Source organism: Streptomyces yunnanensis, from assembly GCF_029011865.1.
Classification (GTDB): domain Bacteria; phylum Actinomycetota; class Actinomycetes; order Streptomycetales; family Streptomycetaceae; genus Streptomyces; species Streptomyces yunnanensis.
Window position 1 is genome coordinate 3848045 of sequence record NZ_CP095749.1, and the last position, 23256, is coordinate 3871300.

The following is a 23256-nucleotide window of genomic DNA, read 5'->3' on the forward strand; positions in this document are numbered from 1 at the left end:
CGAACTCCTCGACGTTCCGATCCGTCCGGCGGTTGCCGGTCATGACATCCCCAGTTCGCTGTCGATGAAGTCGAAGAGCTCGTCGGTGGTCGCCGACTCCAGACGCGTCGCGACACCCGCGTCCGCGTCCTCGGTGCCTTCCGGTGTGTTCGACAGCAGGCCCTGCAGCCGCGCCCGTACTTCGGCGCGCAGGCCGTCGTCCGGGTCCAGTGCGGCGAAGCTGCGTTCGAGCCGGTCCAGCTCCGTCAGCACCGAGACGGCTGCCGGTGCCTCCTCCGGCAGCAGTTCGGCCCGCAGGTGGGCGGCGAGTGCGGCCGGGGTGGGGTGGTCGAACACCAAGGTGGCGCGCAGCCGCAGGCCGGTGGCCGCGTTGAGGCGGTTGCGCAGTTCGACGGCGGTCAGCGAGTCGAAGCCCAGCTCCTTGAACGCCTGGCCGGCGTCCACCGAGGAGGCGGTGCCGTGGCCCAGCACGGTGGCGGTGTGCTCGCACACCAGGTCCAACACCAGCTGCTGGCGGTCGACTTCGGAGAGCCCGGACAGGCGCCCGGCCAGCGAGGAGGCGTCCGCCTGCTGCGTCGCAACGGCGGCGGTACGGCGGGTGGTGCCACGGACGATGCCGCTCATCAGCGCGGGGACCTGGTCCTGCGACCGCAGGGTTCGGGTGTCCAGGCGCATCGGTACGACGGTGGCCTCGGGCCGTCCGATCGCCGCGTCGAACAACGCCAGACCCTCGTCAACCGACAACGCACCCACACCAACCCGCGTCATCCGCTGCACATCGACATCCCCAAGATGCCCCGTCATCCCACTCGAACGAGCCCACAACCCCCACGCCAACGACACACCCGACAAACCCAACGCACGACGATGCGCAGCCAACCCATCAAGAAACACATTCGCCGCCGCGTAATTCGCCTGCCCCGCACCACCCAACGTCCCCGACACCGACGAGAACAACACAAACAACGACAGATCAAGACCAGCCGTCAACTCATGCAAATTCCACGCCGCATCCACCTTCGGCCGCAACACCGCAGCCAACCGCTCCGCAGACAACGACCCCACCACACCGTCATCCAACACACCCGCCGCATGCACCACCGCAGTCAACGGATGCTCCCGCGAAACCCCCGCCAACACCCCAGCCAACTCATCACGATCAGCCGCATCACACGCCGCCACCGACACCGACGCACCCAACCCCGTCAGCTCCGCAACCAACTCCGCAGCCCCCGGAGCCTCCACACCCCGCCGGCCCACCAACACCAACCGACGCACACCATGCTCCACCACCAGATGCCGGGCCACCAACCCACCCAACACACCAGTAGCACCCGTGACCAGCGCAGTCCCCTCCGGATCCACCCCACGCGGCACCGTCAACACCAACTTGCCCACATGCCGCGCCTGACTCAAGAAACGCAACGCCTCCGGAGCACGCCGCACATCCCAACCCCGCACCGGCAACGGCCGCAACACACCACGACCGAACAACCCCACCAACTCACCCAACATCTCGGCGACGAGATCGGGATCGGTGGTCAACAGGTCGTAGACGCGGTAGCGCACACCAGGGTGCTCGGCGGTGACCTCGTCGGCGTCGCGGATGTCGGTCTTGCCGATCTCCACGAACCGGCCGTCGTTCCGCAGCAGCCGCAGCGAGGCGTCCACGAACTCCCTGACCAGCGAGTTCAGCACCACGTCCAGGCCCGAGGAGAACTTGTCCGCGAAGTCGAGGGTGCGCGACGACGCGATGTGCGCGTCATCGAGACCCAGCGAACGCAGCACGTCCCACTTGCCGGGGCTCGCGGTCCCGAAGACCTCGGCACCCCAATGCCGCGCGAGCTGCACCGCGGCCATACCCACACCACCCGCGGCGGCATGGATCAGCACCGACTCGCCCGCGCGCAACCCGGCGTCGTGCCGCAGTGCGTGGTACGCGGTGAGGAACACCACCGGCACCGAGGCCGCCTGCGCGAACGACCAACCCGACGGCATCCCGACCAGGAGCCGACGATCGGCGATCGCGACCGGGCCGAACGCACCCGTGAACAGGCCCATCACGGTGTCACCGGGGGCGAGACCGGTCACCCCCGGCCCGACCTCCAGCACAACGCCCGAGCCCTCGCTGCCCAGCACTTCCTGGTCGGGCACCATGCCCAGGGCCAGCACCACGTCGCGGAAGTTCACACCGGCCGCGCGGATGCCGACGCGCACCTCGCCGTCCGCCAGCGGCCGCGACGCCTCCGGAAGGTCGACCAGCGCCAGGTTCTCCAGCGTGCCCTTGTCCGTGATGTCCAGCCGCCAGGTCGTCGAGCCCTGCGGGGGCGTCAACGTCTCGTCCGCGGTCGGCCGACCCAGTCGCGGCGCGTACAACACCCCTTCACGTACGGCGAGTTGGGGCTCATCGCTGGCCAGCGCGGCGGGCAGTGCGGCGGACACGTCGTGGTCGTCGAGGTCGACGAGCACGAACCGGCCGGGATTCTCCGCCTGCGCCGACCTAACCAGACCCCACACCGGGGCGTTGACCAGGTCGAGCACGCCCTTACCGGGCTCGGCGGCCACCGCGCCGCGGGTGAGGAAGACCAGCCGCGAGTCGGCGAACCGCTCGTCGGCCAACCATGCCTGGACCAGTTCGAGCGCACGCGCGACGGCACGGTGCGTCGCCTCCGCGACGGGCAGCCCGAAGTCGTCGACGCAGGCCGCCAGCACCACGTCCGGCACGGCCCCGTGGGGCAGCGCACCGATGTCGCCGAAGGTCTCCAGGTCGCCCAGTGCCACGCCGAGCTTGAACTCATCGGCACCGACCAGCGCCCACGAACCGGCCCGGCCCGCAGGCTCGGACGGCGGTGCCAGCTCGTTCCAGTCCACCCGGAACAGCGCCTCGGGCAGACCGGTCCGCACCTGGTCGGCCGCCATGGGCCGCAGCGCCAGGGACTCCACCGACGCCACCGGGCGTCCGGCCACATCGGCCAACCGCAACGACACCGCGTCCGGCCCCGCGGGCGAAATCATCACGCGGGCCGCCGTGGCACCGGTCGCCTGGAGGGAAACCCCGCTCCAGACGAACGGCAGACGGCACTCCGGCCCCTCCCCCACCACGGCGTGCAGGGCGGCGTCCAGCAACGCGGGATGCAGTCCGAACCGGGCGGCATCCGGCGCGAGTTCGGGCGCCAACTCCACCTCGGCGAAGATGTCCTCGCCCGAGCGCCACCACGACTTCAGGCCCTGGAACGCGGGACCGTAGCGGTAACCCAGCTCCGTCCAACGGTCGTAACCGCCGTCCCAGTCCACCGCGACCGCTCCCGCGGGCGGCCAGACGCTCAGGTCGAAGGCGTCGGTCGGGCCGCTGGCCAGCACGCCCGCAGCGTGCCGGACCCACTGCGGCTCCGCCGCGTCGTCCTCGCTCCGGGCGTGCACCGCCAACGTACGCGTCCCGGATCCGTCGTCGGCACCCACCGACACCCGTATCGCGATGCCGCCGTGCGCCGGCAGCACCAACGGCGCCTCAAGCGTCAGTTCCGCCACCCGGTCGCAACCCACCTGGTCACCGGCGCGGATGGCGAGCTCCAGGAACGCGGTGCCCGGCAACAGCACCGAGTCCCGCACCCCGTGGTCGGCCAGCCACGGATGGGCGGCCAGGGACAGCAGACCGGTCAGCACCACGCCCCCGGAGTCCGGCAACTCCACCGCCGCACCCAGCAACGGATGCCCGGCCTCCCGCAGCCCGACCGACGACACGTTCACGGCCTGCGCACCCCGAGCATTCAGCCAGTAGCGCTGACGCTGGAAGGCGTACGTGGGCAGGTCGTCCACGCGGCGGGCGTCGGGGAAGACAGCCGACCAGTCCACGCTCACGCCCTGCACGTGCGCTTCGGCCAGGGACAGCAAGAACCGGTCCAGACCACCCTCATCGCGGCGCAGGGAGCCCAGGGCCACGATCTGCTCGGACGTCTCCTGAATCCCCATCGCCAGCACCGGATGCGCACTGGACTCCACGAAGAGGCGATGGCCCTGCTCGGCCAGCAGCTGCACGGTCTCCTCGAACCGAACCGTCTGCCGGAGATTCCGGTACCAGTACTCGGCATCCAGCACGCTGGTGTCGATCCGCTCCACCGTCACCGTCGAGAAGAACGGCACCTGCGACGGGCGCGGAGCGATGCCGGCCAGGATCGTCAGGAGCTCCTCGCGGATCTCCTCCACGTGCGCCGAATGCGACGCGTAGTCCACCGGGATACGGCGAGCCCGGACACCGGACTCCTCACAGTCGGCCAGGAGTTCGTCGAGCGCATCGACGTCGCCGGAGACGACGATCGAGCCCGGGCCGTTGACGGCGGCGACGGAGATCCGACCGTCCCACCGCTCAAGACGCTCGGCGACCTCGTCTGCGGGGAGGGAGACGGACACCATCCCGCCCCGACCGGACAGGGCCAGCAGCGCCTTACTCCGCAGCGCAACAACCCGCGCAGCGTCATCCAGCGAGAGCGCACCCGCCACGCACGCGGCAGCGATCTCGCCCTGCGAATGACCGACGACGGCAGCCGGCTCAACACCGTACGAACGCCACAACGCCGCCAGCGACACCATCACCGCAAACAGCACAGGCTGAACAACATCAACCCGCTCCAACGCCTCGGCGTCGGCGAGCACATCCAACAGGGACCACTCGATGTGCGGCGCAAGGGCCTGCGCGCATGCCCGCATCGAGTCCGCGAACACCGGCGAGGAGTCCAGAAGCTCCACCGCCATGCCCACCCACTGAGCGCCCTGACCAGGGAAGACGAACACCGCACGGTCACCCGCCACAGTGCCCTGCACCACACCAGGCGCCGCAGTCGCATCCGCCAGCGCAGCCAGGCCCCCGCGGAACGCGGCCAGGTCAGCACCGACCACCGCAGCACGATGCTCAAAAGCAGCACGCCCCGCAGCGAGCGACAAGCCCACATCCACCGGGTCCAGCTCGGGCATCGAGTCCACATACGACAGCAGACGGGACGCCTGCGCACGCAGCGCAGCCTCGGTCTTGCCCGAGACCACCCACGGCACCACACCCGGCACCGCACCCACCGACGCCGCAACCGGCTCCGCCTCAACCTGCGGCGGCGCCTCCTCCAGAATCACATGCGCATTCGTGCCGCTGATCCCGAACGACGACACCGCGGCCCGCCGCGGCGCATCCGTCCGCGGCCACGCGACCTGCTCGGTCAGCAACGACACGGCACCCGCGGACCAGTCGACCTTGGACGTCGGCTCGTCCACGTGCAGCGTCTTCGGCAGCACACCGTGCCGCATCGCCAACACCATCTTCACCACGCCGCCGACGCCGGCCGCGGCCTGGGCATGTCCGATGTTGGACTTCAACGAGCCCAGCCACACGGGCCGTTCACGTTCCTGGCCGTAAGTGGCCAGGATCGCCTGGGCCTCGATCGGGTCGCCGAGACTGGTGCCGGTGCCGTGCGCCTCCACCGCGTCCACGTCCGAGGCGTCGAGGCCCGCGTTGGCCAATGCCTGGCGGATCACCCGCTGCTGCGACGGACCGTTCGGCGCCGTCAGACCGTTGGACGCACCGTCCTGGTTCACCGCGGAACCCCGCAGCACCGCCAGCACCGGATGCCCGTTCCGACGTGCGTCCGACAACCGCTCCAGCGCCAGCATGCCCACGCCCTCGGCCCAGGCGGTGCCGTCGGCGGACGCCGAGAACGCCTTGCAGCGGCCGTCGGCGGCGAGCCCTCGCTGCCGGCTGAACTCGACGAACATGCCGGGGCCGGACATGATCGCGGCGCCGCCGGCGAGCGCGAAGGTGCACTCGCCCTGTCGCAGTGACTGGGCCGCCAGGTGCAACGCCACCAGCGAGGAGGAGCACGCCGTGTCCACCGTCACCGCGGGGCCTTCGAGGCCGAGGGTGTAGGCGACGCGGCCGGAGGCGACGCTGGCGGTGTTGCCGGTGAGCAGGTAGCCGTCGTGTCCGTCCGCGCCTTCGTACAGCCGGGGGCCGTACTCCTGGGACATGGCGCCGACGAACACGCCTGCCCTGCTGCCGCGCAGCGTGGCCGGGGCGATTCCGGCCCGCTCCAACGCCTCCCACGAGGTTTCCAGCAGCAGTCGCTGCTGCGGGTCCATCGCCTGTGCCTCGCGTGGCGAGATGCCGAAGAACGCCGGGTCGAACTCGCCGGCGTCGTGCAGGAATCCGCCGTATCGCGTGTAGGTCTTGCCGGGCTGCTCCGGGTCCGGGTCGTAGAGCGCCTCGATGTCCCAGCCGCGGTCGGTCGGGAACTCGGTGATGCCGTCGCCGCCGGTGACGACCAGCCGCCACAGGTCCTCCGGGGAGCCGACGTCGCCGGGGAAGCGGCAGGCCATGCCGACGATCGCCACGGGTTCGTCCGCGGCCGCTGCCGTCGGCCGGTCGCCGTCGGTCTCGGTTCCGGTGCCGAACAGTTCGACCAGCAGGCGGTCGGCGACGGCCTGCGGGGTCGGGAAGTCGAACAGCAGGGTCGGGCTGAGCGCCAGTCCGGTTGCCGTGCTGAGTTGGTCGCGCAGCTCGACGGAGGTCAGCGAGGTGAAGCCGAGGTCCCGGAACTGTCGGTCGACCTCGACCTCCTCGGCGGCGTCATGGCCGAGTACGACGGCGATCCGGGTGCGCACCAAGTCCAGTACCGCCCGGGCCCGTTCGGACTCGGGCAGCTGGTCGATGCGCTGCCGCGGCGACGCGGTTTCCTGCGCCGCGGGCGGGTCCACCGGGATCGGGGAGCGCTCGGCCGCCGCGTCCGCCCAGTAGCGGCGCCGCTGGAACGCGTACGTGGGCAGCGGCACCGGGCGTGCCCCCGTACCGGCGAAGACGGCGGGCCAGTGCGGGGACAGGCCGCTGAGGTGCAGGGCGCCGAGCGCGGCGCTCAGCGCGGCCGGTTCGGGCCGGTCGGCGCGGAGCGCGGGCACGCAGGAGGCGTCGGGTGCGCAGTCCCTGGCCATTCCGGTGAGGGTGCCGTCCGGGCCCAGCTCGACCAGGGTGGTCACGCCCTGGTCCGCCAGCCAGCGGACGCCGTCGAGGAACCGGACGGTTTCCCGCACGTGCCGCACCCAGTAGTCGGGGGTGCACAGTTCGCCGTCACCGGCCGGGCGGCCGGTGACGTTGGATATCACCGGAAGCGCCGGGGCGTGGTAGGTGAGCGCTTCGGCCACCTGCCGGAAGTCCGCCAGCATGGCGTCCATCAGCGGTGAGTGGAACGCGTGGCTGACCCGCAGCTGCTTGGTCTTCCGGCCCTGCGCGGCGAGTCGTGCGGCGGTCTCCAGGACCGCGTCGGTGGCGCCGGAGAGCACCGTGGCGGTGGGTCCGTTGACCGCGGCGATGCCCACCTCGGGGGAGAGCAGCGGCCGGACCTCGTCCTCGGATGCCTGGACGGCCACCATCGCCCCGCCGGCGGGCAGTGCCTGCATCAGCCGGGCGCGCGCGGCCACCAGGGCGGCGGCGTCCGGCAGGCTCAGCACGCCGGCGACATGCGCCGCGGCCAGCTCGCCGATGGAGTGTCCGGCGACGAAGTCGGGACGCACCCCCCACTTCTCGAACAGTCGGAACAGCGCGACCTCGACGGCGAACAGTGCGGGCTGTGTGTAGCCGGTCTGGTCGAGCAGTTCCGCATCGCCGTCGAACACGAGCTGCTTGAGCGGGCGGTCCAGGTGGGCGTCGAACGCGGCACAGACTTCGTCGAACGCCGCGGCGAACTCGGGGAGTTCGGCGTGGAGTTCCCGGCCCATGCCGACGCGCTGCGAGCCCTGGCCGCTGAACAGGTAGGCGACCGGGCCGGGGGCGGCCTTGCCCTGAAGCACTCCGGCCGCCGGTCGTCCGTCGGCCAGCGCGGCGAGTCCGGTGCGGAACTCCTCGTGGTCCGTGCCGAGCAGGACGGCGCGGTGCTCGAACGTCGTGCGGGTGGTCGCCAACGCGTGGGCGACGTCGAGGGGTTGGGCCGGGTGGGCCGTGTCGAGGTGGTCGAGCAGCCGTTGCGCCTGGGCCCGCAGTGCGGGCTCGGTGCGTGCCGACAGCACCCAGGGCACCACGGAACGGGTGTGTGCGACGGGTTCGACGGGCGCGGTCGCCCACTCCGTGAGCAGGACGTGGCAGTTGGTGCCGCCCATGCCGAAGGAGCTGACGCCTGCGACGAGTTGGCGGTCCGGCGACGGCCAGGCGCCGGATTCGGTGCGCACCCTCAGGTTGAGGTCCGTCAGCGGGATGCGCGGGTTGGGCTGCTGGAAGTTCAGGCTCGGCGGCAGTTCCCGGCGGGCCACGCTCAGGACGGCCTTGATGAGGCCGACGATGCCCGCGGCACCCTCCAGGTGCCCGACGTTGGTCTTCGCGGAGCCCACCAGCAGCGGTTCGCCGGCCGGCCGGTCGGCGCCGAACACCGCGCCCAGTGCCGCCGCTTCGATGGGGTCGCCGACCCGTGTACCGGTGCCGTGCAACTCCACGTACTGCACGTCGGTCGGGGCGATCGCGGCCCGGCGGCACGCTTCGTGCAGCACCGCCTGCTGGGCGGCGGGGCTGGGGACGGTCAGGCTCTCGGTCCCGCCGTCGTTGTTGGTCGCGCTGCCGCGGATGACGCAGTAGACCGGATCGCCGTCGGCGACGGCCGCGGCGAGCGGCTTGAGCAGCACCGCGCCGCCGCCTTCGCCGCGCACATAGCCGTTGGCCCGCTCGTCGAAGGTGAAGCTGCGGCCGTCCGGCGACAGACCGCCGAACCTGGCGGCGCCGAGCGCGCTTTCGGGTGCCAGGTTGAGGTTCACCCCGGCGGCGAGGGCCAGGGTGGACTCGCCGCGGCGCAGGCTCTCGCACGCGAGGTGGACGGCGACCAGCGCGGAGGACTGGGCGGTGTCCACGACCAGGCTCGGGCCGTGCACGCCGAGGAAGTAGGAGAGCCGGTTGGCCAGGGCGCTGCGGTGCGAGCCGGTCAGCGTGTGCTGGTTGATGCCCGCGGCGCCACCGCGGTGCAGCAGTTTGGCGTAGTCGTCGGATGCCGCGCCGACGAAGACGCCGAGCGGGCTGTCCCGGACGTCGGCCGGGACGATGCCGGCGTTTTCGAGCGCCTCCCAGCCGAGCTCCAGCATGAGTCGCTGCTGCGGGTCCATGGCTTCGGCCTCACGTGGAGAGATGCCGAAGAAGGCCGCGTCGAACGTGTCGACGCGGTCCAGGAACGCACCGAACCGGAGGGCGGGCTCCGCTGCCGCGGCGGCCGCGTCCCACCGCTCGGACCCGGTTGCGGTGACGGCGCTCTCGCCGCCGGTGAGCAGCCGCCAGAACGCGTCCGGGTCGGCCGCGCCGGGCAGTCGGCAGGACAGCCCGATCACGGCGACGTCATCGGGCCTGGCGGTGGTGTCTGGCACGCTGCCGGTGGTCATTTGCTCCCCTTGCCTTCGCCGCCGGCCGTGGATTCCGCCCGCTCGTTCGCCCGGCGGGTCACCTCGTGTCCCCGCTCCACGGTGAGCCGCACGATGTCGCAGACCCGGCGGATGTCCTCGCGGGAGACGGTGGGGCCGGTGGGCAGGGCGAGCACCTTCTGTGCGAGCCGCTCGGTGTGCGGCAGGGTGACCGGCCGCTCCGAGCGGTAGGGCTCCATCTCGTGGCATCCGGGGGAGAAGTACCGCTGGCACACCACGTTCTCCGACCGGAGCACGTCGCCGAGCAGGTCGCGGTGGACGCCGGTCTCCGCGGCGTCGACTTCCACGATCAGGTAGTGGTAGTTGTTGCGCTCCTCGGGGTCGAAGGCGACGACCTTCAGCCCGGCGAGGTCGGCCAGCTCCGACTGGTAGCCGTCGTAGTTGGCCTCGTTCTGGCGGACCGTTTCCTCGAAGGCGTCGAGTGAGGTCAGGCCCATCGCGGCGGCGGCTTCGGTCATCTTCCCGTTGATGCCCGCCTCCGTGGAGACGCGCCCTTGGGAGAACCCGAAGTTGTGCATCGCGCGGATCCGACTGGCCAGTTCCTCGTCGTCGGTCACCACCGCGCCGCCCTCGAAGGCGTTGACCACCTTCGTGGCGTGGAAGCTGAACACCTCGGCCTGCCCGAACCCGCCGATCGGCCGGCCCTTCGAGGTGCAGCCGAGCCCGTGTGCGGCGTCGTAGAACAGCTTCACGCCGTGGTCGGCCGCGACCTTCGCCAGCTCGTCGACCGCGCACGGACGGCCCCACAGGTGGACCGGGACGATCGCACTGGTCCGGGGAGTGATCGCGGCTTCGACCAGTGCGGGGTCCAGGCAGCCGGTGCTCGGGTCGATGTCGCAGAAGACCGGCGTCAGGCCCAGCCAGCGGAACGCGTGCGCGGTCGCGGGGAAGGTCAGCGACGGCATGATGACCTCGCCGGACAAATCCGTGGCGCGGGCCAGGAGTTGCAGGGCGACGGTCGCATTGCAGGTCGATACGCAGTACCGCACCCCGGCCAGTTCCGCCACGCGCTGCTCGAATTCGCGCGCCAGGGGTCCGCCGTTGGTCAGCCACTGGTGGTCCAGCGCCCAGTTCACACGATCGAAGAACCGAGATCGGTCACCGATATTGGGGCGCCCCACATAAAGCGGCTGCAGGAATGCCGAAGAACCGCCGAATATAGCGAGATCGCCAATATTGCGTTTCATAGTCACACCTCCCCCGACGCATGCGAAAAACGCACGCGCGGTATTCATGGCAGACAGTACAACATGCGGCGCCTTTGAATACGCGGACTACTTCCGGGAAGGGTTGAAGCCCCGCAGAATCAGCGGTTCCACAAGGTGACTGAAGCGCCGGCTCGAATGCGAGCACAGCGACCGCCGTCATCGGCACGCATGGAGCGCACGCTACGGGCGGGAATCGAGGATTTCGAGTTCGACAAAGATTCCGGACGCGCCGGACAAGGGGCCGCGGTGCACGGCGACGTCTTCCGCCGTGCACACGCGAAGGACCCACATCGGGGAGATCGGATCAGCCCGGGCAAGGCCGGGGCGAGGCCGCGATCAGTGCTTGCGGCGCCAGTAGACGCCGGTCACGTCCACGGTCTCGATCGGCTCGTCGATGCCGTGCTCGCTCCGGTAGTCGTGGACGGCCTGCTTACAGGCCGGGATCGCGTAGTCGTCGATGATCGCGAACCCGCCGACCGAGAGCTTGGGGTACATGTTGACCAGGGCGTCCATGGTCGACTCGTACAGGTCGCCGTCCATCCGCAGGATCGCGAGCTTCTCGATCGGTGCGGTCGGCAGCGTGTCGGCGAACATGCCGGGCAGGAACTTGACCTGGTCGTCGAGCAGGTCGTAACGGGCGAAGTTCTCCCGAACCTGCTCCTCGGAGCAGCTCAGCACCCAGTTCAGGTTGTGGAACTCCATGCCCTGGTCGAGCGGGTGGCTGTCGTCGGACGTCACCGGAACACCGGCGAACGAGTCGGCGAGCCACACATTCCGGTCTTCCACGCCGTGCGCCTTGAGCAGTGCCCGCATCAGGATGCAGGCGCCGCCGCGCCACACGCCGGTCTCGATGAAGTCGCCGGGCACACCGTCGCGGAGCACCTGCTCCACGCACTCCTGGATGTTGTCCAGGCGGCGCATTCCGATCATGGTGTGCGCGACCGACGGGACGTCCAGACCGGCCGCTCGGTGGTCGACGTCGAACGCCCCACGCTTTTCCGTGGAGCCTTCCGCGCCGGGCCGCATGGTGTCTGCTTGAGCCTTGTCGAGGACATTCATCCCGAACGGGAAGGTCGGGCGGTCCTCATAAATAACGTTCGCCAGAACCTTTTTCATAAGGTCGGCATAAAGCTCATAGCTCTGCATAGCCAAAGCATCCCCCGGTTAAGAACCAAGTCGTTCAATTAACTTCGTTAACCTTTGGCCGACCCTAACAGCAAGCCCAGGGGGAGTCAATGAACACTTTCCCCTGCTCACCAGGCCATCTCGATGGTGTGAACGGCGGCGACCGTTCGACCGATCCGGTTGGTGCGGTAGCGGGTCTTGCATAGGATCCGCCATTGCTTGAGGCGGGTGAAGCGCGTTCTCCCGCCCCACGCCGACAGTCGCGCTCGTGGTTGAACTCGGCGTACTTCGAGCGTACTTCTGAGGAAAGTTTCTGCCGCACCAGGGGTGCGGACGGCGCCCCCGACTCCACGGTGGGCCCGGTTGGCGAGGACGCGCAGAGCTTGCCGGAAGCACCCCCTCCTGCACCAGTGGGTTCCGTCCGACGCCTCGAGCACGGACGGGCCGCGCACGGCACTCGACGACCTCCCGCGGGACGTCGCACAAGGCGCACCTCGCTCCCCAACAGGGCTCCCGTCCACGGCCGTTGACGAGCGGGCTCAGCGTGCCGACCAGGGGCTCCGTCGCGCCACGGACCCCGACCGACAGCCGCCCCTGCCCATGAACCGCCGGACGGGAAGCATTCCGCCAGCCAAAAAGCAATCGCCTCTTTCAAAAAAAGACCGAACGGCCGATTAGTGATCGACGCAACATATCCGCGGCCCGCCCGGAACGCTTCCACCGGCGCGCCTTCCGGTTCTCCCGGCCTACGCTGAAAGCGACACCGGGGTTAATGTGTGTGCGCGGAGCAACCGGAAGCGGGCCGGAACATGAGGGGCCGACGCAGCCAGTCGCCGCCGCGGCAGATGTGGTCCCCAGGGCGCTGAAAGGGGGTAGAAGCGCTCAGGACCTGGCGAAACCCGCACCGAGACGGGCTGCCGCATCCCGGAGAGTGCGCTCTCCGCCATGGAGTCCGGCCGCCGGCCGCCTCCACTCCCCGACCCCGGTCGCGGTTCACGCAGAGTGATTCGGCTGACACCCGGCCCAGCGGTCCCCTCCCGTCGGATCCGTCTACCGGATGCGTATCAGGGCGATGGGACAATCCCTGCGATCCCGTTGCCAACCTCCCAACCCAGGCATCTACCACCAGACAGGCGGAACTTCCCCTGCGACGGCGAGCCGAGAGCGCTTGCCCAGGAAGGAACCGCTCACCCAGGTCATAGGAGACCCTGTGCGTCTACTCGTCACCGGTGCGGCCGGATTCATAGGTTCCAACTACGTTCGCAAGCTGCTGACCGGGGCCTACGCCTCGGCGGGCGAGGTGAAGGTCACCGCTTTGGACAAGCTGACCTACGCCGGGAACCCGGCGAATCTCGACCCTGTCCGAAATCACCCTGGTTTCACCTTCGTTGAAGGTGATATTTGCGACGGACCGCTCCTGGCCGATCTGCTGCCCGGGCACGACGCCGTGGTCAACTTTGCTGCCGAGACCCACGTCGACCGTTCGATCTCCGGCGCCGACGACTTCGTACGGACCAACGTCAGCGGCACCCACACCGTGTTGGAGGCCGCACGACTGGCCGGAGTCGGGCGGGTGGTCCATGTGTCGACCGACGAGGTGTACGGATCGATCGACACCGGCTCATGGACCGAGCACAGCCCCCTGCTGCCCAACTCGCCCTACGCCGCGACGAAGGCGAGCGCCGACCTCCTCGCCCGCTCCTACGCCCGCACCTACGGCCTCGACGTGAGCATCACCCGGTGCAGCAACAACTACGGCCCGTACCAGTTTCCGGAGAAGGTCATCCCGCTGTTCGTGACCAACCTGCTGCGCGGCAGGTCGGTCCCGCTGTACGGCGACGGACTGTGCATCCGCGACTGGCTGCACGTGGACGACCACTGCCGCGGCATCCAACTGGTGCTGGAGAAGGGCCTACCCGGCGAGGTGTACAACATCGCCGGCGGCGAGGAGCTCACCAACCTGCGCCTCACCGAGCTCATCCTCCAGGCATGCGGGGCCGACGAGGAGAGCGTCCGGCACGTGCCCGACCGCCCCGGCCACGACCGTCGCTACTCGATGGACGACGGCAAGCTGCGGGCACTGGGGTACGCGCCGCAGGTTCCGTTCCAGACCGGACTCGCCGGCACGATCGCCTGGTACCGCGACAACCCGCAGTGGTGGCAGCCGCTGTGCGACGGCGCCACCGCGGCATAGGGCGCTTCTGACGCCGCGGAGATCCGTCAGAAGCGCCCTAGGGCCACGTCGAGGCCCGGCCTCCCGCACAGCAGGCAACCGAAACGGAGACACACATGCGCGGAATACTCCTGGCGGGAGGGTCGGGCACCCGGCTGCACCCGATCACCGCCGTATCGTCGAAGCAGTTGCTTCCCGTCTACGACAAGCCGATGGTGTACTACCCGCTGTCCGTCCTGATGCTGGCGGAGATCCGGGAGATCCTCATCATCAGCAACCCGGAGCACATCGAGAACTACCGCGACCTGCTCGGCGACGGCAGCCGGTTGGGGCTGCGGCTGAGCTACGCCGTCCAGGACCAGCCGCGCGGCCTCGCCGACGCGCTGCGCATCGGACGCGACTTCATCGGCGACGAACAGTTCGCCCTCATCCTGGGCGACAACATCTTCTACGGGAACGCGCTCACCGAGACGCTGCGCCGGGAGCGCGCGCGGCTCGACGGGTGCACCCTGTTCGGATACCGCGTGGCGGACCCCGAGCGGTACGGCGTGGCCACCATCGACGACGCGGGCCGGGTCACCTCGCTGGAGGAGAAGCCGCCGGCTCCCCGCTCCAACCTGGCGGTCACCGGAATGTACTTCTACGACAACGAGGCCGCCGACCTCGCGACCCGGCTGAAGCCCTCCCCCCGTGGGGAGCTGGAGATCACGGACCTGAACCGGATCTTCGTGGAGCGGAACAAGGCCCGACTGGTCGACCTCGGCCGCGGCTGCGCCTGGTTCGACACCGGTACGCACGAAAGCCTCATGGACGCCGCGCTGTTCGTACAGGTCCTGGCCAAACGCCAGGGCATCCGACTGGCGTGCATAGAGGAGGTCGCCTTCCGCATGGGCTTCATCGACGAGGACCAGCTCGCCTCGCTCGGCAAGGAGTTCGTCGCCACCTCCGCCTCCGGCTACGGCCACTACCTCATGGACCTCGCCGGCACCTGACGTCGCGCCCCGCCGGCGCGGGAGCCGGGACGCGGGGCGGAACGCCGAACCGCCCCGTCCGACCGCCGGGGGCCGGCGTGCCGGAGCGGATACGGGGAAGTCTCATGAGCCAGGTGGTTCGGCAGGAGGCCGTCCTCCCCCTCTGGGGCCGCGGGTGCCGGGCGGGGCGGGAGTTATCCACAGCCCTGCCGGGAACTGCCTGGGAGCGGAACACTGTCCGTACGGCGATGACCACGCCGGGGGCGGGCCGCGGCGGCGGGTTCCGGTGATCCGCCGACGACTGCTGGACCGCCAGGACTACTGGCGACTGCTGGAGGGGACGGGCATGCCGGGCGAACTGGCTGGGCTGCGGGACGGCCACCGGAAGGAAGCGGACGGGCTGCTGGCGCGGACCGTCGAGGAGGAGGCGCGCCGCTCGGGCGGCCGGATCGACGGCGCGGCGCTGCTCGGCCGGGCCCGGGCGGCGCTGGACGAGCTGGCCGCCTCGGCGGCGGAGGAGTACGGGGCGTACGTCCGCGCGCTGGACGAGGCGGCGGTCGGCCGACGGCCGCTCGGGGAGCGTCTGTCGCGCAAGGAGTTGGGCACCCCGGTGGTGGCGTCCGCGGTGGCCGCGGTGGCCGCGTTCGGTGCCGACCTGGCGTGGGGCACGGGCGGCGGCCCGGCGCTCGGGGCGGGCGCCGCGGCGCTGGTGGCGGGCGCGGCGGCCACGGTCGTGAAGCTGACCGCCGGCCATCTCCCGGCGGAGCACCGCCACGCCGGGATGCGGGGCCAGCCCGGCGGGCCCGAGCAGTTGCGGCTCCAGTGGCTGACGGCACTGGAGGTGCGGGGCATCCGGCCGTTCCTCGACCAGCAGCGGATGCTGGCCGCGGCATCCCGGGGCGGCGGTTCGTCCACCGCCCGGCCGGCGGGGAAGGGCACCCGGGGGCCGCAGCTGCGCGGCGCGGACCGTAGCGCGGCGGCCCGTCGGCGCTCGGTCCTGGAGCGGTCCTTCGGCCAACTCCCGCAGCCGGACGGCCCGTTCGCCGGGCGCCGGACGGAGCTGGCGCAGCTCGCCCAGTGGGTGCAGGCCGGCCGGGCGAGCACCGAGACCCGGCCGATCGTGGTGGTGCTGCACGGCGAGCCGGGCTCGGGGCGGACGGCGCTGGCGGTGCGCGCGGCGCACCAGCTGCGCGATCAGTTCCGCGGCGCATGTCTGGTGGATCTGCGCGGCGACACCCCCGGCGAGGTGCCACTGCCGACCCGGGACGCCCTGCTGCACCTGCTCAACCGCCTGGGCGCGCCACGCGAACAGCTGCTGTTCCGCGAACGCCCCTCCCAGGAGCAGCACGTCAAACGACTCACCGAGGTCTACCACCAGCATCTGGCCGGCCTCCCGGTGACGCTGCTGCTGGACGACGCCTCGGACGCCGAGCAGGTCCGGGCCCTGGTGCCGGACCGCTCCGACAGCCTGGTCCTGGTCACCTCCCGCACGCCGCTGGAACTTCCCGCGGACCTTCAGGCGCGGGTGCACCACCTCCCGGTGGCGGCACTGGACGCGGCGGGCACCGAGGAACTCCTGCGGTCGGCGGCGCCCACCGGGGAGGCCCCGGCGGACGCCACGGCACCGTACGACGCGCAGTCGATCGACCGGATCTCCGAGCTGTGCGCCGGACTGCCGCTGGCGCTGCGGGTGGCCGGCTCCTCGCTGGGCAGCCGCTCCCCCGCGGTGCTCGCCCGGGAGCTGGCGGCGGTCGACGAAGCGGCGCCGGTGGAGCGGGCGTTGTCGCTGCGCTACGCCGACCAGCCGTCGCAGGCCCGGCAGTTGCTGCGCCGGCTGGCCCTGGTGGGCCGGGCGAGCCTGGGGGTGGCCGCCGCGGCGGCGCTGCTGGGCGTCCCGGACGCGGAGGCGAAGCGCCAGCTGACGGCGCTGGCCGAGGCCGGGCTGATCGAGCACGTCCGCGGCGCGCGCTACCGCCTGCACCCCCTGGTGCACCGCTTCGCGCACGCCCGGTTGGCCGTCGAGGAGGAGCCGGCCGAGCGCGCCGCGGCCCAGGAGCGGCTGATCCGCGGCTATGCGGAACTGGCGGACGCGGTGATCCGGCTGGTCGACGGCAATACCTCCACCCGCGCCGACCGCTTCGGCCCGCACGGCTTCGCGTCCCTGGACGCGGCCCTGCAGTGGCTGGACGACGAGACCAGCTTCATCACCGCCGCCCTGCGCCACGCCGATCAGGAGGTCGACCAGGACACCGTCTCGCACCTGCTGGGCGCGCTGTGCGACTACTGCCTACTGCGCGGCGACCTCTACCGCCTGGGCGAGCTGAGCGAACTGACCCGGGCCGCCGGCCAGGGTCTGCTGGTGCGCTCGGTGCAGTGGCGCACCGGCGTCGCGGCCCGCCAGCTCGGCGAGCTGGACCGGGCCCGGACGACGCTGTCGTCGGTGGTCGATCTCTATTTCGAGGCACAGCACCCGGTGGGCGCCGCCCGCGCGCTGCGCGATCTGGGTATCACGCTCCAGCAGCAGGGCAGTCTCACCGAGGCCGCGGCCAAGCTGCGGGAGGCGCTGGACCTCCAGACCGGCCCCGAGATGCGCGGCGACCGCGCCTGGACGCTGCACGCCCTGGCGGCGGTGGAGCGGGACCGCGCCCGGCTCCCCGAGGCACTGGAGATGCTGCGGGAGTCGCTGGCCCTCCATGAGGAGAGCGAGAGCCTGCACGGCCAGGCGTGGGCGCACTTCCAGCTCGGCCAGGTGCATCTGCGCCGGGGCGACGTGCCGGGCGCCGAGGCCGCGCTGGGCGCCGCGCTGGAGCTGTACGGCCGGACGCACGACGACCGTGGCACGGCCTGGGCGATGACCCAGCTGGCGCGGGCCCGTCTGGTGGCCGGCGACACCGGCCCGGCCGTGGACCAGCTGCGCCAGGCGCAGCCGCTGCACCGCCAGCACGAGGACGCCCGCGGTGAGGCGTGGACGATGTACTACCTGGGCCAGGCGCTGGAGGAGCGCGGTGAGCGCGACGAGGCACTGCGGCAGCTGGAGCGCGCGCGGAACATGTTCAGTCGGATGCAGGACGGCTACGGCCTGGCCTGCGCCCGGCACCATGCGGGCCGGGTGACCCGTGATCTGCGGGCCGAGCAGACGGGTTCGCTGCGCAACAGCGGCTTCGCCCGCCAGCTGCTCCAGGACGCCCGGAAGGACTTCCAGCGGATCGGGGTGGCGCACGGCGAGGCGTGGTCCGTGCTGGAGCTGGTGATCATCGACGCGGGCAACGGCCGGACGGCCCAGGCGCTGGCGCTGGCCGACGAGGCCGCGCAGCTCTTCGCGGGCTACGGCGACCGGCGCGGTGAGGACTGGGCGCGGTTCCTGCGGTGCACGCTGCTGCCGTTCGCCTCACCGGGCGGTTCGGTGGTCGGCTCGGCGGTGGCGCAGGAGGAGCTGGCGCAGCTCGTGCGGGAGCGGCACGACGGCCGGGACGCCAAGCTGGCGGACTCGGCGCAGACCTTCGCGCTGCTGCTGGAGCGCGGGGTGGAGCCGGAGTCGGGGTGGCAGGGCTGGCGGCTGGGCATGGTGCCGGACCGCCACGCCAGGGAGGTCATGGCGGTGTCCGCGACGACGGAGTGACGGTGCCGGCCCACGCCGGCCCGCAGCCGCGGCGTCCGGCCCGCGGCACGGCTCGCCGACCGCTCGGGTCAGCGAGCCGCCGGGCCGGTCGGCCGGCCGCTGCCAGACGGCCGGTTCACTGACCGCCACCCGGTCCTGGTGCCCGTGCGCCGTGCGCCGCATCCGCGGCCCGGCGCCGGGCCGTCAGCTGGTCTTCGGCTTCGGTGCCGCGGCGGCCGGGACGGTGGTGCCCGCCTGGCCGTCCTCGGGGGTCTCCTCGAAGTCCACCTTGCGCATGTGCTTGTTCATGGACTTCATCAGCAGCCATACGGCACCGCCGATGACCGCGAAGACGATGAAGCCGAGGACGCCGGGGGTCACCTTGTCCTTGTCGAAGCTGTCGGCAAGGGTGACGAAGTGCGTCAGGGCGAGGGTGCTGGTCGCGCTCATCATGGGCTCAATTGTTGCGGATGCCCGCGAAGAGGTCGTCCTCGGGGAGGGAAGTGTCCACGAGCGACTTCGCGAGCTCGTATTCCTCCGTCGGCCAGACCTCGCGCTGGATGTCCATCGGCACCCGGAACCACCCGCCGTCGGGGTCGATCTGGGTGGCGTGGGCGATCAGTGCCTTGTCGCGGATCTCGAAGAAGTCGGCGCAGGGGATGTAGGTGGTCAGCGTGCGCTCGCGCCGCTCGAACTGCTTCCACCGCTCCAGCCACTCGCCGTAGGGCGACTCCATGCCACGCTCCAGCAGCGCCTCGTGCAGCGCGATGGTCCGCGGCTTGTTAAAGCCCTGGTTGTAGTAGAGCTTCTGCGGCTGCCAGGGCTCGCCGGCCTCCGGGTACTTCGCCGGGTCGCCCGCCGCCTCGAAGGCCACCATCGTGATCTTGTGGGTCATGATGTGGTCCGGGTGCGGGTAGCCGCCGTTCTCGTCGTAGGTCGTGATGACCTGCGGCTTGAACTTCCGGATCAGCTTCACCAGGGGCTCGGCCGCGGCCTCGACGTCCTGGAGGGCGAAGCAGCCTTCCGGCAGCGGCGGCAGCGGGTCGCCCTCGGGGAGCCCGGAGTCGACGAAGCCCAGCCACTCCTGCTTGACGCCCAGGATCTCCCGGGCCTCGTCCATTTCCTTCCGGCGTACCTCGTGGATGTGCTCCTCGATGTACGGGTCCCCCTGGAGTTTGGGGTTGAGGATGGAACCTCGCTCGCCGCCTGTGCAGGTGACGACCAGCACGTCCACCCCCTCGGACACGTACTTGGCCATGGTGGCCGCACCCTTGCTCGACTCGTCGTCGGGGTGTGCGTGGACCGCCATCAATCGCAGCTGCTCAGTCAAGACTCGATCCTCAGTGAAAGGCCGGAGAAGATGCCTCCTATAGTGACCGAAGCGAGGGGGCGCTGTATTCCCTGGGGCGGGGACCCCTCAGGGGTCTGATGGCTTCCCGGTCCCCTACCAGGAGGATGGATCATGACCGCGGTGCGCGAAGGGCTCCCGGACGGACGCTACGGCCGTTCCGCCGACCAGCGCGCGGACCGCAAGCTCAAGATCATCGGGGCGGTGCTCGGCGTGGTGCTGCTCGGCGTAGTCGGCTGGCTGGGCGTCTCGTACATCTCCGGGCAGGATCTCAGCGGCCGGATCATCACCTGGCAAGCGGTCTCCGACCATGAGGTCAAGGTCCACCTCGAAGTGGTCAAGGGCGCGGACGACACCGGGGTGTGCACGCTGCGTTCGCAGGCCACCGACGGTTCCGAGGTCGGCCGCAAGGACGTGACCATCGACCAGCGCACCGGACAGGTCGACACCGAGGTCACGGTGCGGACGACGAAGCGGGCGACCAACGCCATCCTGGTCGGCTGCACGGGCTCCGCGGCCGGCACCGGCTGACCGCCGCGGCGCACCCCCGGCACTCACCCTCCGCAAGATCCCGGTGACTCGAACGGCGGACCCCCGTGTCCCGTCCGATCGCCTCTGATCAGCGGCGATGCACTCTCGTGCAACCACTGTGAATTTCCTCTTCCCCCTTTTGTGCCGGAATTGTTAGGCTCGTGGTTTCGCCCACCTGTGAAGGCGCAAACCTTCCTGGTAGGGCGTTTGATTTATCCCCAGTACCGACGAGGAGCACCTGTGACCCAGACCAGTGAGAACGTCACCTGGCTGACCCAGGAGGCGTATGACCAGCTCAAGAAGGAGCTGGAGTACCTGTCTGGTCCCGCACGCGCCGAGATCACCGAGAAGATCCAGGCGGCCCGCGAGGAAGGTGACCTGAAGGAGAACGCCGGGTACCACGCGGCCAAGGAAGAGCAGGGCAAGCAGGAGCTCCGCGTCCGTCAGCTCAAGCAGCTGCTGGAGAGCGCGAAGGTCGGCGAGGCCCCCGCGGCGAACGGCGTGGTCGCTCCCGGCATGGTCGTCACCATCGCGTTCGACGGGGACCCGGACGACACCCTGGAGTTCCTGCTGGCCTCGCGGGAGTACGCGAGCGAGGACATCGAGACCTACTCCCCGCAGTCGCCCCTGGGGACCGGCGTGAACGGCAAGAAGATCGGTGCCGACGCCGAGTACGAGCTGCCCAACGGCAAGAAGGCGTCCGTGAAGATCCTCGACGCCAAGCCCTACACCGGCTGAGCCTCGGGGCACACGGAGATCAAGCGCAGCGGAAGCGGCCCGGAGCACACGGCTCCGGGCCGCTTCCGCGTGTGCGGGCGGGCCGCCGGGAACCTCAGGCGGTCGCCGAGCGGTACTTGCGGACCGCCAGGGTGCGGAAGACCGCGATGATCAGGACGGACCAGATCACCGAGGCCAGCACCGGGTGCTCCATCGGCCAGGCACCGGTCACCGACCGGGGCACGCTGTCGATGGTGTTGCCGAACAGCTGCCGGGCGCCGGCGACCGTGGCACTGAACGGGTTCCACTCCGCGATGTGCTGGAGGACCGCCGGCATGCCGTTGACCGGTACGAAGGCGTTGGAGATGAACGTCAGCGGGAAGAGCCAGATCAGCCCGCCGGACGTGGCCGCCTCGGGCGTGCGCACGCTCAGACCGATGAGCGCGCCGATCCAGGAGAAGGCGTAGCCGAGCAGGAGCAGCAGCGCGAAGCCGCCCAGCACGCTCGCCGGGTTCTCGTGACTGCGCCAGCCGATCAGCAGCGCGACCACCGCCAGCACCACCAGGGTCAGCGCGGTCTGCACCAGGTCGGCGAGGGTCCGGCCGGTGAGCACCGCGCCGCGGGACATCGGCAGCGAGCGGAACCGGTCGATCAGCCCCTTGTGCATGTCGTCCGCGATGCCCGCGCCGGCACCGGCGGTGGCGAACGTGACGGTCTGCGCGAAGATCCCGGCCATCAGGAACTCCCGGTACGCCTGGGTGTCGCCGGCCTGGGCGCCGGGGAGGGCGATGGATCCGCCGAAGACGTAGGTGAACAGCACCACGAACATGATCGGTTGGATCAGTCCGAAGATCACGACCTCGGGGATGCGCAGCATCCGGATCAGGTTGCGCTGGGCGACCACCAGGGAGTCGCGCACGGACCGCGTGACGCCGCCGCGCGACCGCGGGGTCCGGGTGGGGGCCTCATCGGCCGCGTGACCGACCGCACTCATCGCACACCCTCCTTCGTCGTGGCCGCGCCGGCCCGGTCGCCGCTCGCGCCCCCCTTGCCGTTCCCGTGCCCGTTCTCCTTGCCGTCGCCGTTCTCCGCCGCCTCGGCGGCGTGCCCGGTCAGCGCGATGAAGACGTCGTCGAGGGTCGGGCGGCGCAGCCCGATGTCGTCGATCTCCACCCCGCGGGTGTCCAGTTCGCGGATGACCTCGGCGAGCAGCTTGGCGCCGCCGGCCACCGGGAACGTGAGCTTCCGGGTGTGCGGATCGACCGCGCCCTCGCCCTTGGCGACCGCGCGCAGCACCCCTTCCGCCACGGTGAGGTGGTCGGCGGCGTGCACCACGACCTCAATCCGCTCGCCGCCGGTGCGGGCCTTGAGCTGGTCGGAGGTGCCGCGGGCGATGACCTTGCCGTGGTCCACGACGCAGATGTCGTGCGCGAGCCGGTCGGCCTCCTCCAGGTACTGGGTGGTGAGCAGCAGGGTGGTGCCGCCGGCGACCAGTTCCTGGATGACGTCCCAGAGCGCCTGGCGGTTGCGCGGGTCCAGGCCGGTGGTCGGCTCGTCCATGAACATCACGGGCGGGCTGACGACCAGGGCGGCGGCGAGGTCGAGCCGACGGCGCATCCCGCCGGAGTAGGTCTTGGCGGTGCGGTCGGCGGCGTCGCCGAGGTTGAACCGCTCCAGCAGTTCCTCGGCCCGGCGCTTGGCCTCGCGCCCGCCCATCTGGTAGAGCCGGCCGACCATCACGAGGTTCTCCCGGCCGGTCAAGTACTCGTCGACGGCGGCGAATTGACCGGACAGGCCGATGGAGCGGCGCACCGCGTCGGGGTGCGCGAGGACATCGATGCCGGCGACCCGCGCCGTGCCCCGGTCGGGTCGGAGCAGGGTCGTCAGGACCCGCACGGCGGTGGTTTTGCCGGCACCGTTCGGGCCGAGCATTCCGAGGACGGTTCCTTCGGGAACGTCGAGATCGACGCCGTCCAGTGCCCTCACCTCGCCGAAGGTCTTCACCAGACCTTCGGCATAAATGGCGCCTGGCATGTGGCTACCCCCATGGCATGGAGTCGGTGGGTTCCAGGTCGGATACGACGGATAAGCCGAATAGTACGTTTTTGCGGCGTTCGCAGCCCGGTTTTCGAAAGATCCCGGACGATCGGTGGAGCGGGGTG

12 protein-coding genes are annotated in these 23256 nt (G+C 70.7%); 5 read left to right on the forward strand and 7 right to left on the reverse strand.

Translation table 11 applies throughout. The annotated features are described in order from the left end of the window. Window positions 1-39 precede the first annotated feature (39 nt). The 3 genes from MOV08_RS16430 to MOV08_RS16440 all read right to left on the reverse strand — a co-directional run bounded on the left by MOV08_RS16430 (window position 40) and on the right by MOV08_RS16440 (window position 11777). Window positions 40-9384: a type I polyketide synthase gene (locus tag MOV08_RS16430; protein WP_275307875.1), complete on the reverse strand. Its 9345-nt coding sequence runs from the start codon at window positions 9382-9384 to the stop codon at window positions 40-42. After that, window positions 9381-10658: a dTDP-4-dehydro-6-deoxyglucose aminotransferase gene (locus MOV08_RS16435; RefSeq protein WP_338057164.1), complete on the reverse strand. Its 1278-nt coding sequence runs from the start codon at window positions 10656-10658 to the stop codon at window positions 9381-9383. The genes MOV08_RS16430 and MOV08_RS16435 overlap by 4 nt, the downstream gene beginning before the upstream one ends. 309 nt (window positions 10659-10967) lie before the next feature. After that, window positions 10968-11777 (reverse strand): TylF/MycF family methyltransferase, encoded by an 810-nt coding sequence (locus MOV08_RS16440; RefSeq protein WP_039633297.1) that lies wholly within the window; start codon window positions 11775-11777, stop codon window positions 10968-10970. Between the two features lie 1189 nt (window positions 11778-12966). Here MOV08_RS16440 and rfbB point away from each other — a divergent pair. The 3 genes from rfbB (at window position 12967) to MOV08_RS16455 (ending at window position 18519) form a co-directional block, all read left to right on the forward strand. Then, entirely contained in the window at window positions 12967-13950 is a 984-nt protein-coding gene (rfbB, locus tag MOV08_RS16445; RefSeq protein ID WP_039633299.1) for a dTDP-glucose 4,6-dehydratase, read from the forward strand. 95 nt (window positions 13951-14045) lie between these two features. Then, the gene (gene rfbA, locus MOV08_RS16450) at window positions 14046-14921 is read left to right on the forward strand and encodes a glucose-1-phosphate thymidylyltransferase RfbA (protein ID WP_039633302.1); all 876 of its coding nucleotides are present in this window, start codon (window positions 14046-14048) and stop codon (window positions 14919-14921) included. 325 nt (window positions 14922-15246) lie between these two features. Continuing rightward, window positions 15247-18519 carry a tetratricopeptide repeat protein gene (locus tag MOV08_RS16455; protein WP_275311799.1) on the forward strand — a complete coding sequence of 1091 codons (3273 nt, stop codon included), beginning with the start codon at window positions 15247-15249 and terminating at the stop codon, window positions 18517-18519. Between the two features lie 183 nt (window positions 18520-18702). Here MOV08_RS16455 and MOV08_RS16460 read toward each other — a convergent pair whose 3' ends face one another. Beyond that, on the reverse strand, window positions 18703-18951 hold the full coding sequence (locus MOV08_RS16460; protein WP_039633305.1) for an RAMP4 family protein: 249 nt from the start codon (window positions 18949-18951) through the stop codon (window positions 18703-18705). A gap of 4 nt (window positions 18952-18955) precedes the next feature. Next, window positions 18956-19828 carry a mycothiol conjugate amidase Mca gene (mca, locus tag MOV08_RS16465; protein WP_079142676.1) on the reverse strand — a complete coding sequence of 291 codons (873 nt, stop codon included), beginning with the start codon at window positions 19826-19828 and terminating at the stop codon, window positions 18956-18958. A gap of 132 nt (window positions 19829-19960) precedes the next feature. On the opposite strand from mca, the gene MOV08_RS16470 reads away from it, so the two are divergent. Both MOV08_RS16470 and greA read left to right on the forward strand, forming a co-directional pair. Continuing rightward, complete coding sequence (locus MOV08_RS16470; RefSeq protein WP_067347414.1) at window positions 19961-20377, forward strand: DUF4307 domain-containing protein; 417 nt, start codon at window positions 19961-19963, stop codon at window positions 20375-20377. Between the two features lie 240 nt (window positions 20378-20617). Next, window positions 20618-21115: a transcription elongation factor GreA gene (gene greA / locus MOV08_RS16475; RefSeq protein ID WP_039633310.1), complete on the forward strand. Its 498-nt coding sequence runs from the start codon at window positions 20618-20620 to the stop codon at window positions 21113-21115. Between the two features lie 94 nt (window positions 21116-21209). On the opposite strand, the gene MOV08_RS16480 is transcribed toward greA, so the two are convergent. Both MOV08_RS16480 and MOV08_RS16485 read right to left on the reverse strand, forming a co-directional pair. Continuing rightward, complete coding sequence (locus MOV08_RS16480) at window positions 21210-22088, reverse strand: ABC transporter permease (protein WP_275307876.1); 879 nt, start codon at window positions 22086-22088, stop codon at window positions 21210-21212. Then, on the reverse strand, window positions 22085-23128 hold the full coding sequence (locus MOV08_RS16485; protein WP_039633315.1) for a daunorubicin resistance protein DrrA family ABC transporter ATP-binding protein: 1044 nt from the start codon (window positions 23126-23128) through the stop codon (window positions 22085-22087). Before MOV08_RS16485 ends, MOV08_RS16480 begins: the two co-directional genes overlap by 4 nt. Window positions 23129-23256: the final 128 nt, after the last annotated feature.

Coding starts and splice junctions, on each gene's coding strand:
- MOV08_RS16430 (WP_275307875.1), bottom strand. CDS start 9,384: ATGACCACCGGCAGCGTGCCAGACACCACCGCCAGGCCCGATGACGTC.
- MOV08_RS16435 (WP_338057164.1), bottom strand. CDS start 10,658: ATGAATACCGCGCGTGCGTTTTTCGCATGCGTCGGGGGAGGTGTGACT.
- MOV08_RS16440 (WP_039633297.1), bottom strand. CDS start 11,777: ATGCAGAGCTATGAGCTTTATGCCGACCTTATGAAAAAGGTTCTGGCG.
- rfbA (WP_039633302.1), top strand. CDS start 14,046: ATGCGCGGAATACTCCTGGCGGGAGGGTCGGGCACCCGGCTGCACCCG.
- MOV08_RS16455 (WP_275311799.1), top strand. CDS start 15,247: ATGCCGGGCGAACTGGCTGGGCTGCGGGACGGCCACCGGAAGGAAGCG.
- MOV08_RS16460 (WP_039633305.1), bottom strand. CDS start 18,951: ATGATGAGCGCGACCAGCACCCTCGCCCTGACGCACTTCGTCACCCTT.
- MOV08_RS16470 (WP_067347414.1), top strand. CDS start 19,961: ATGACCGCGGTGCGCGAAGGGCTCCCGGACGGACGCTACGGCCGTTCC.
- MOV08_RS16480 (WP_275307876.1), bottom strand. CDS start 22,088: ATGAGTGCGGTCGGTCACGCGGCCGATGAGGCCCCCACCCGGACCCCG.
- MOV08_RS16485 (WP_039633315.1), bottom strand. CDS start 23,128: ATGCCAGGCGCCATTTATGCCGAAGGTCTGGTGAAGACCTTCGGCGAG.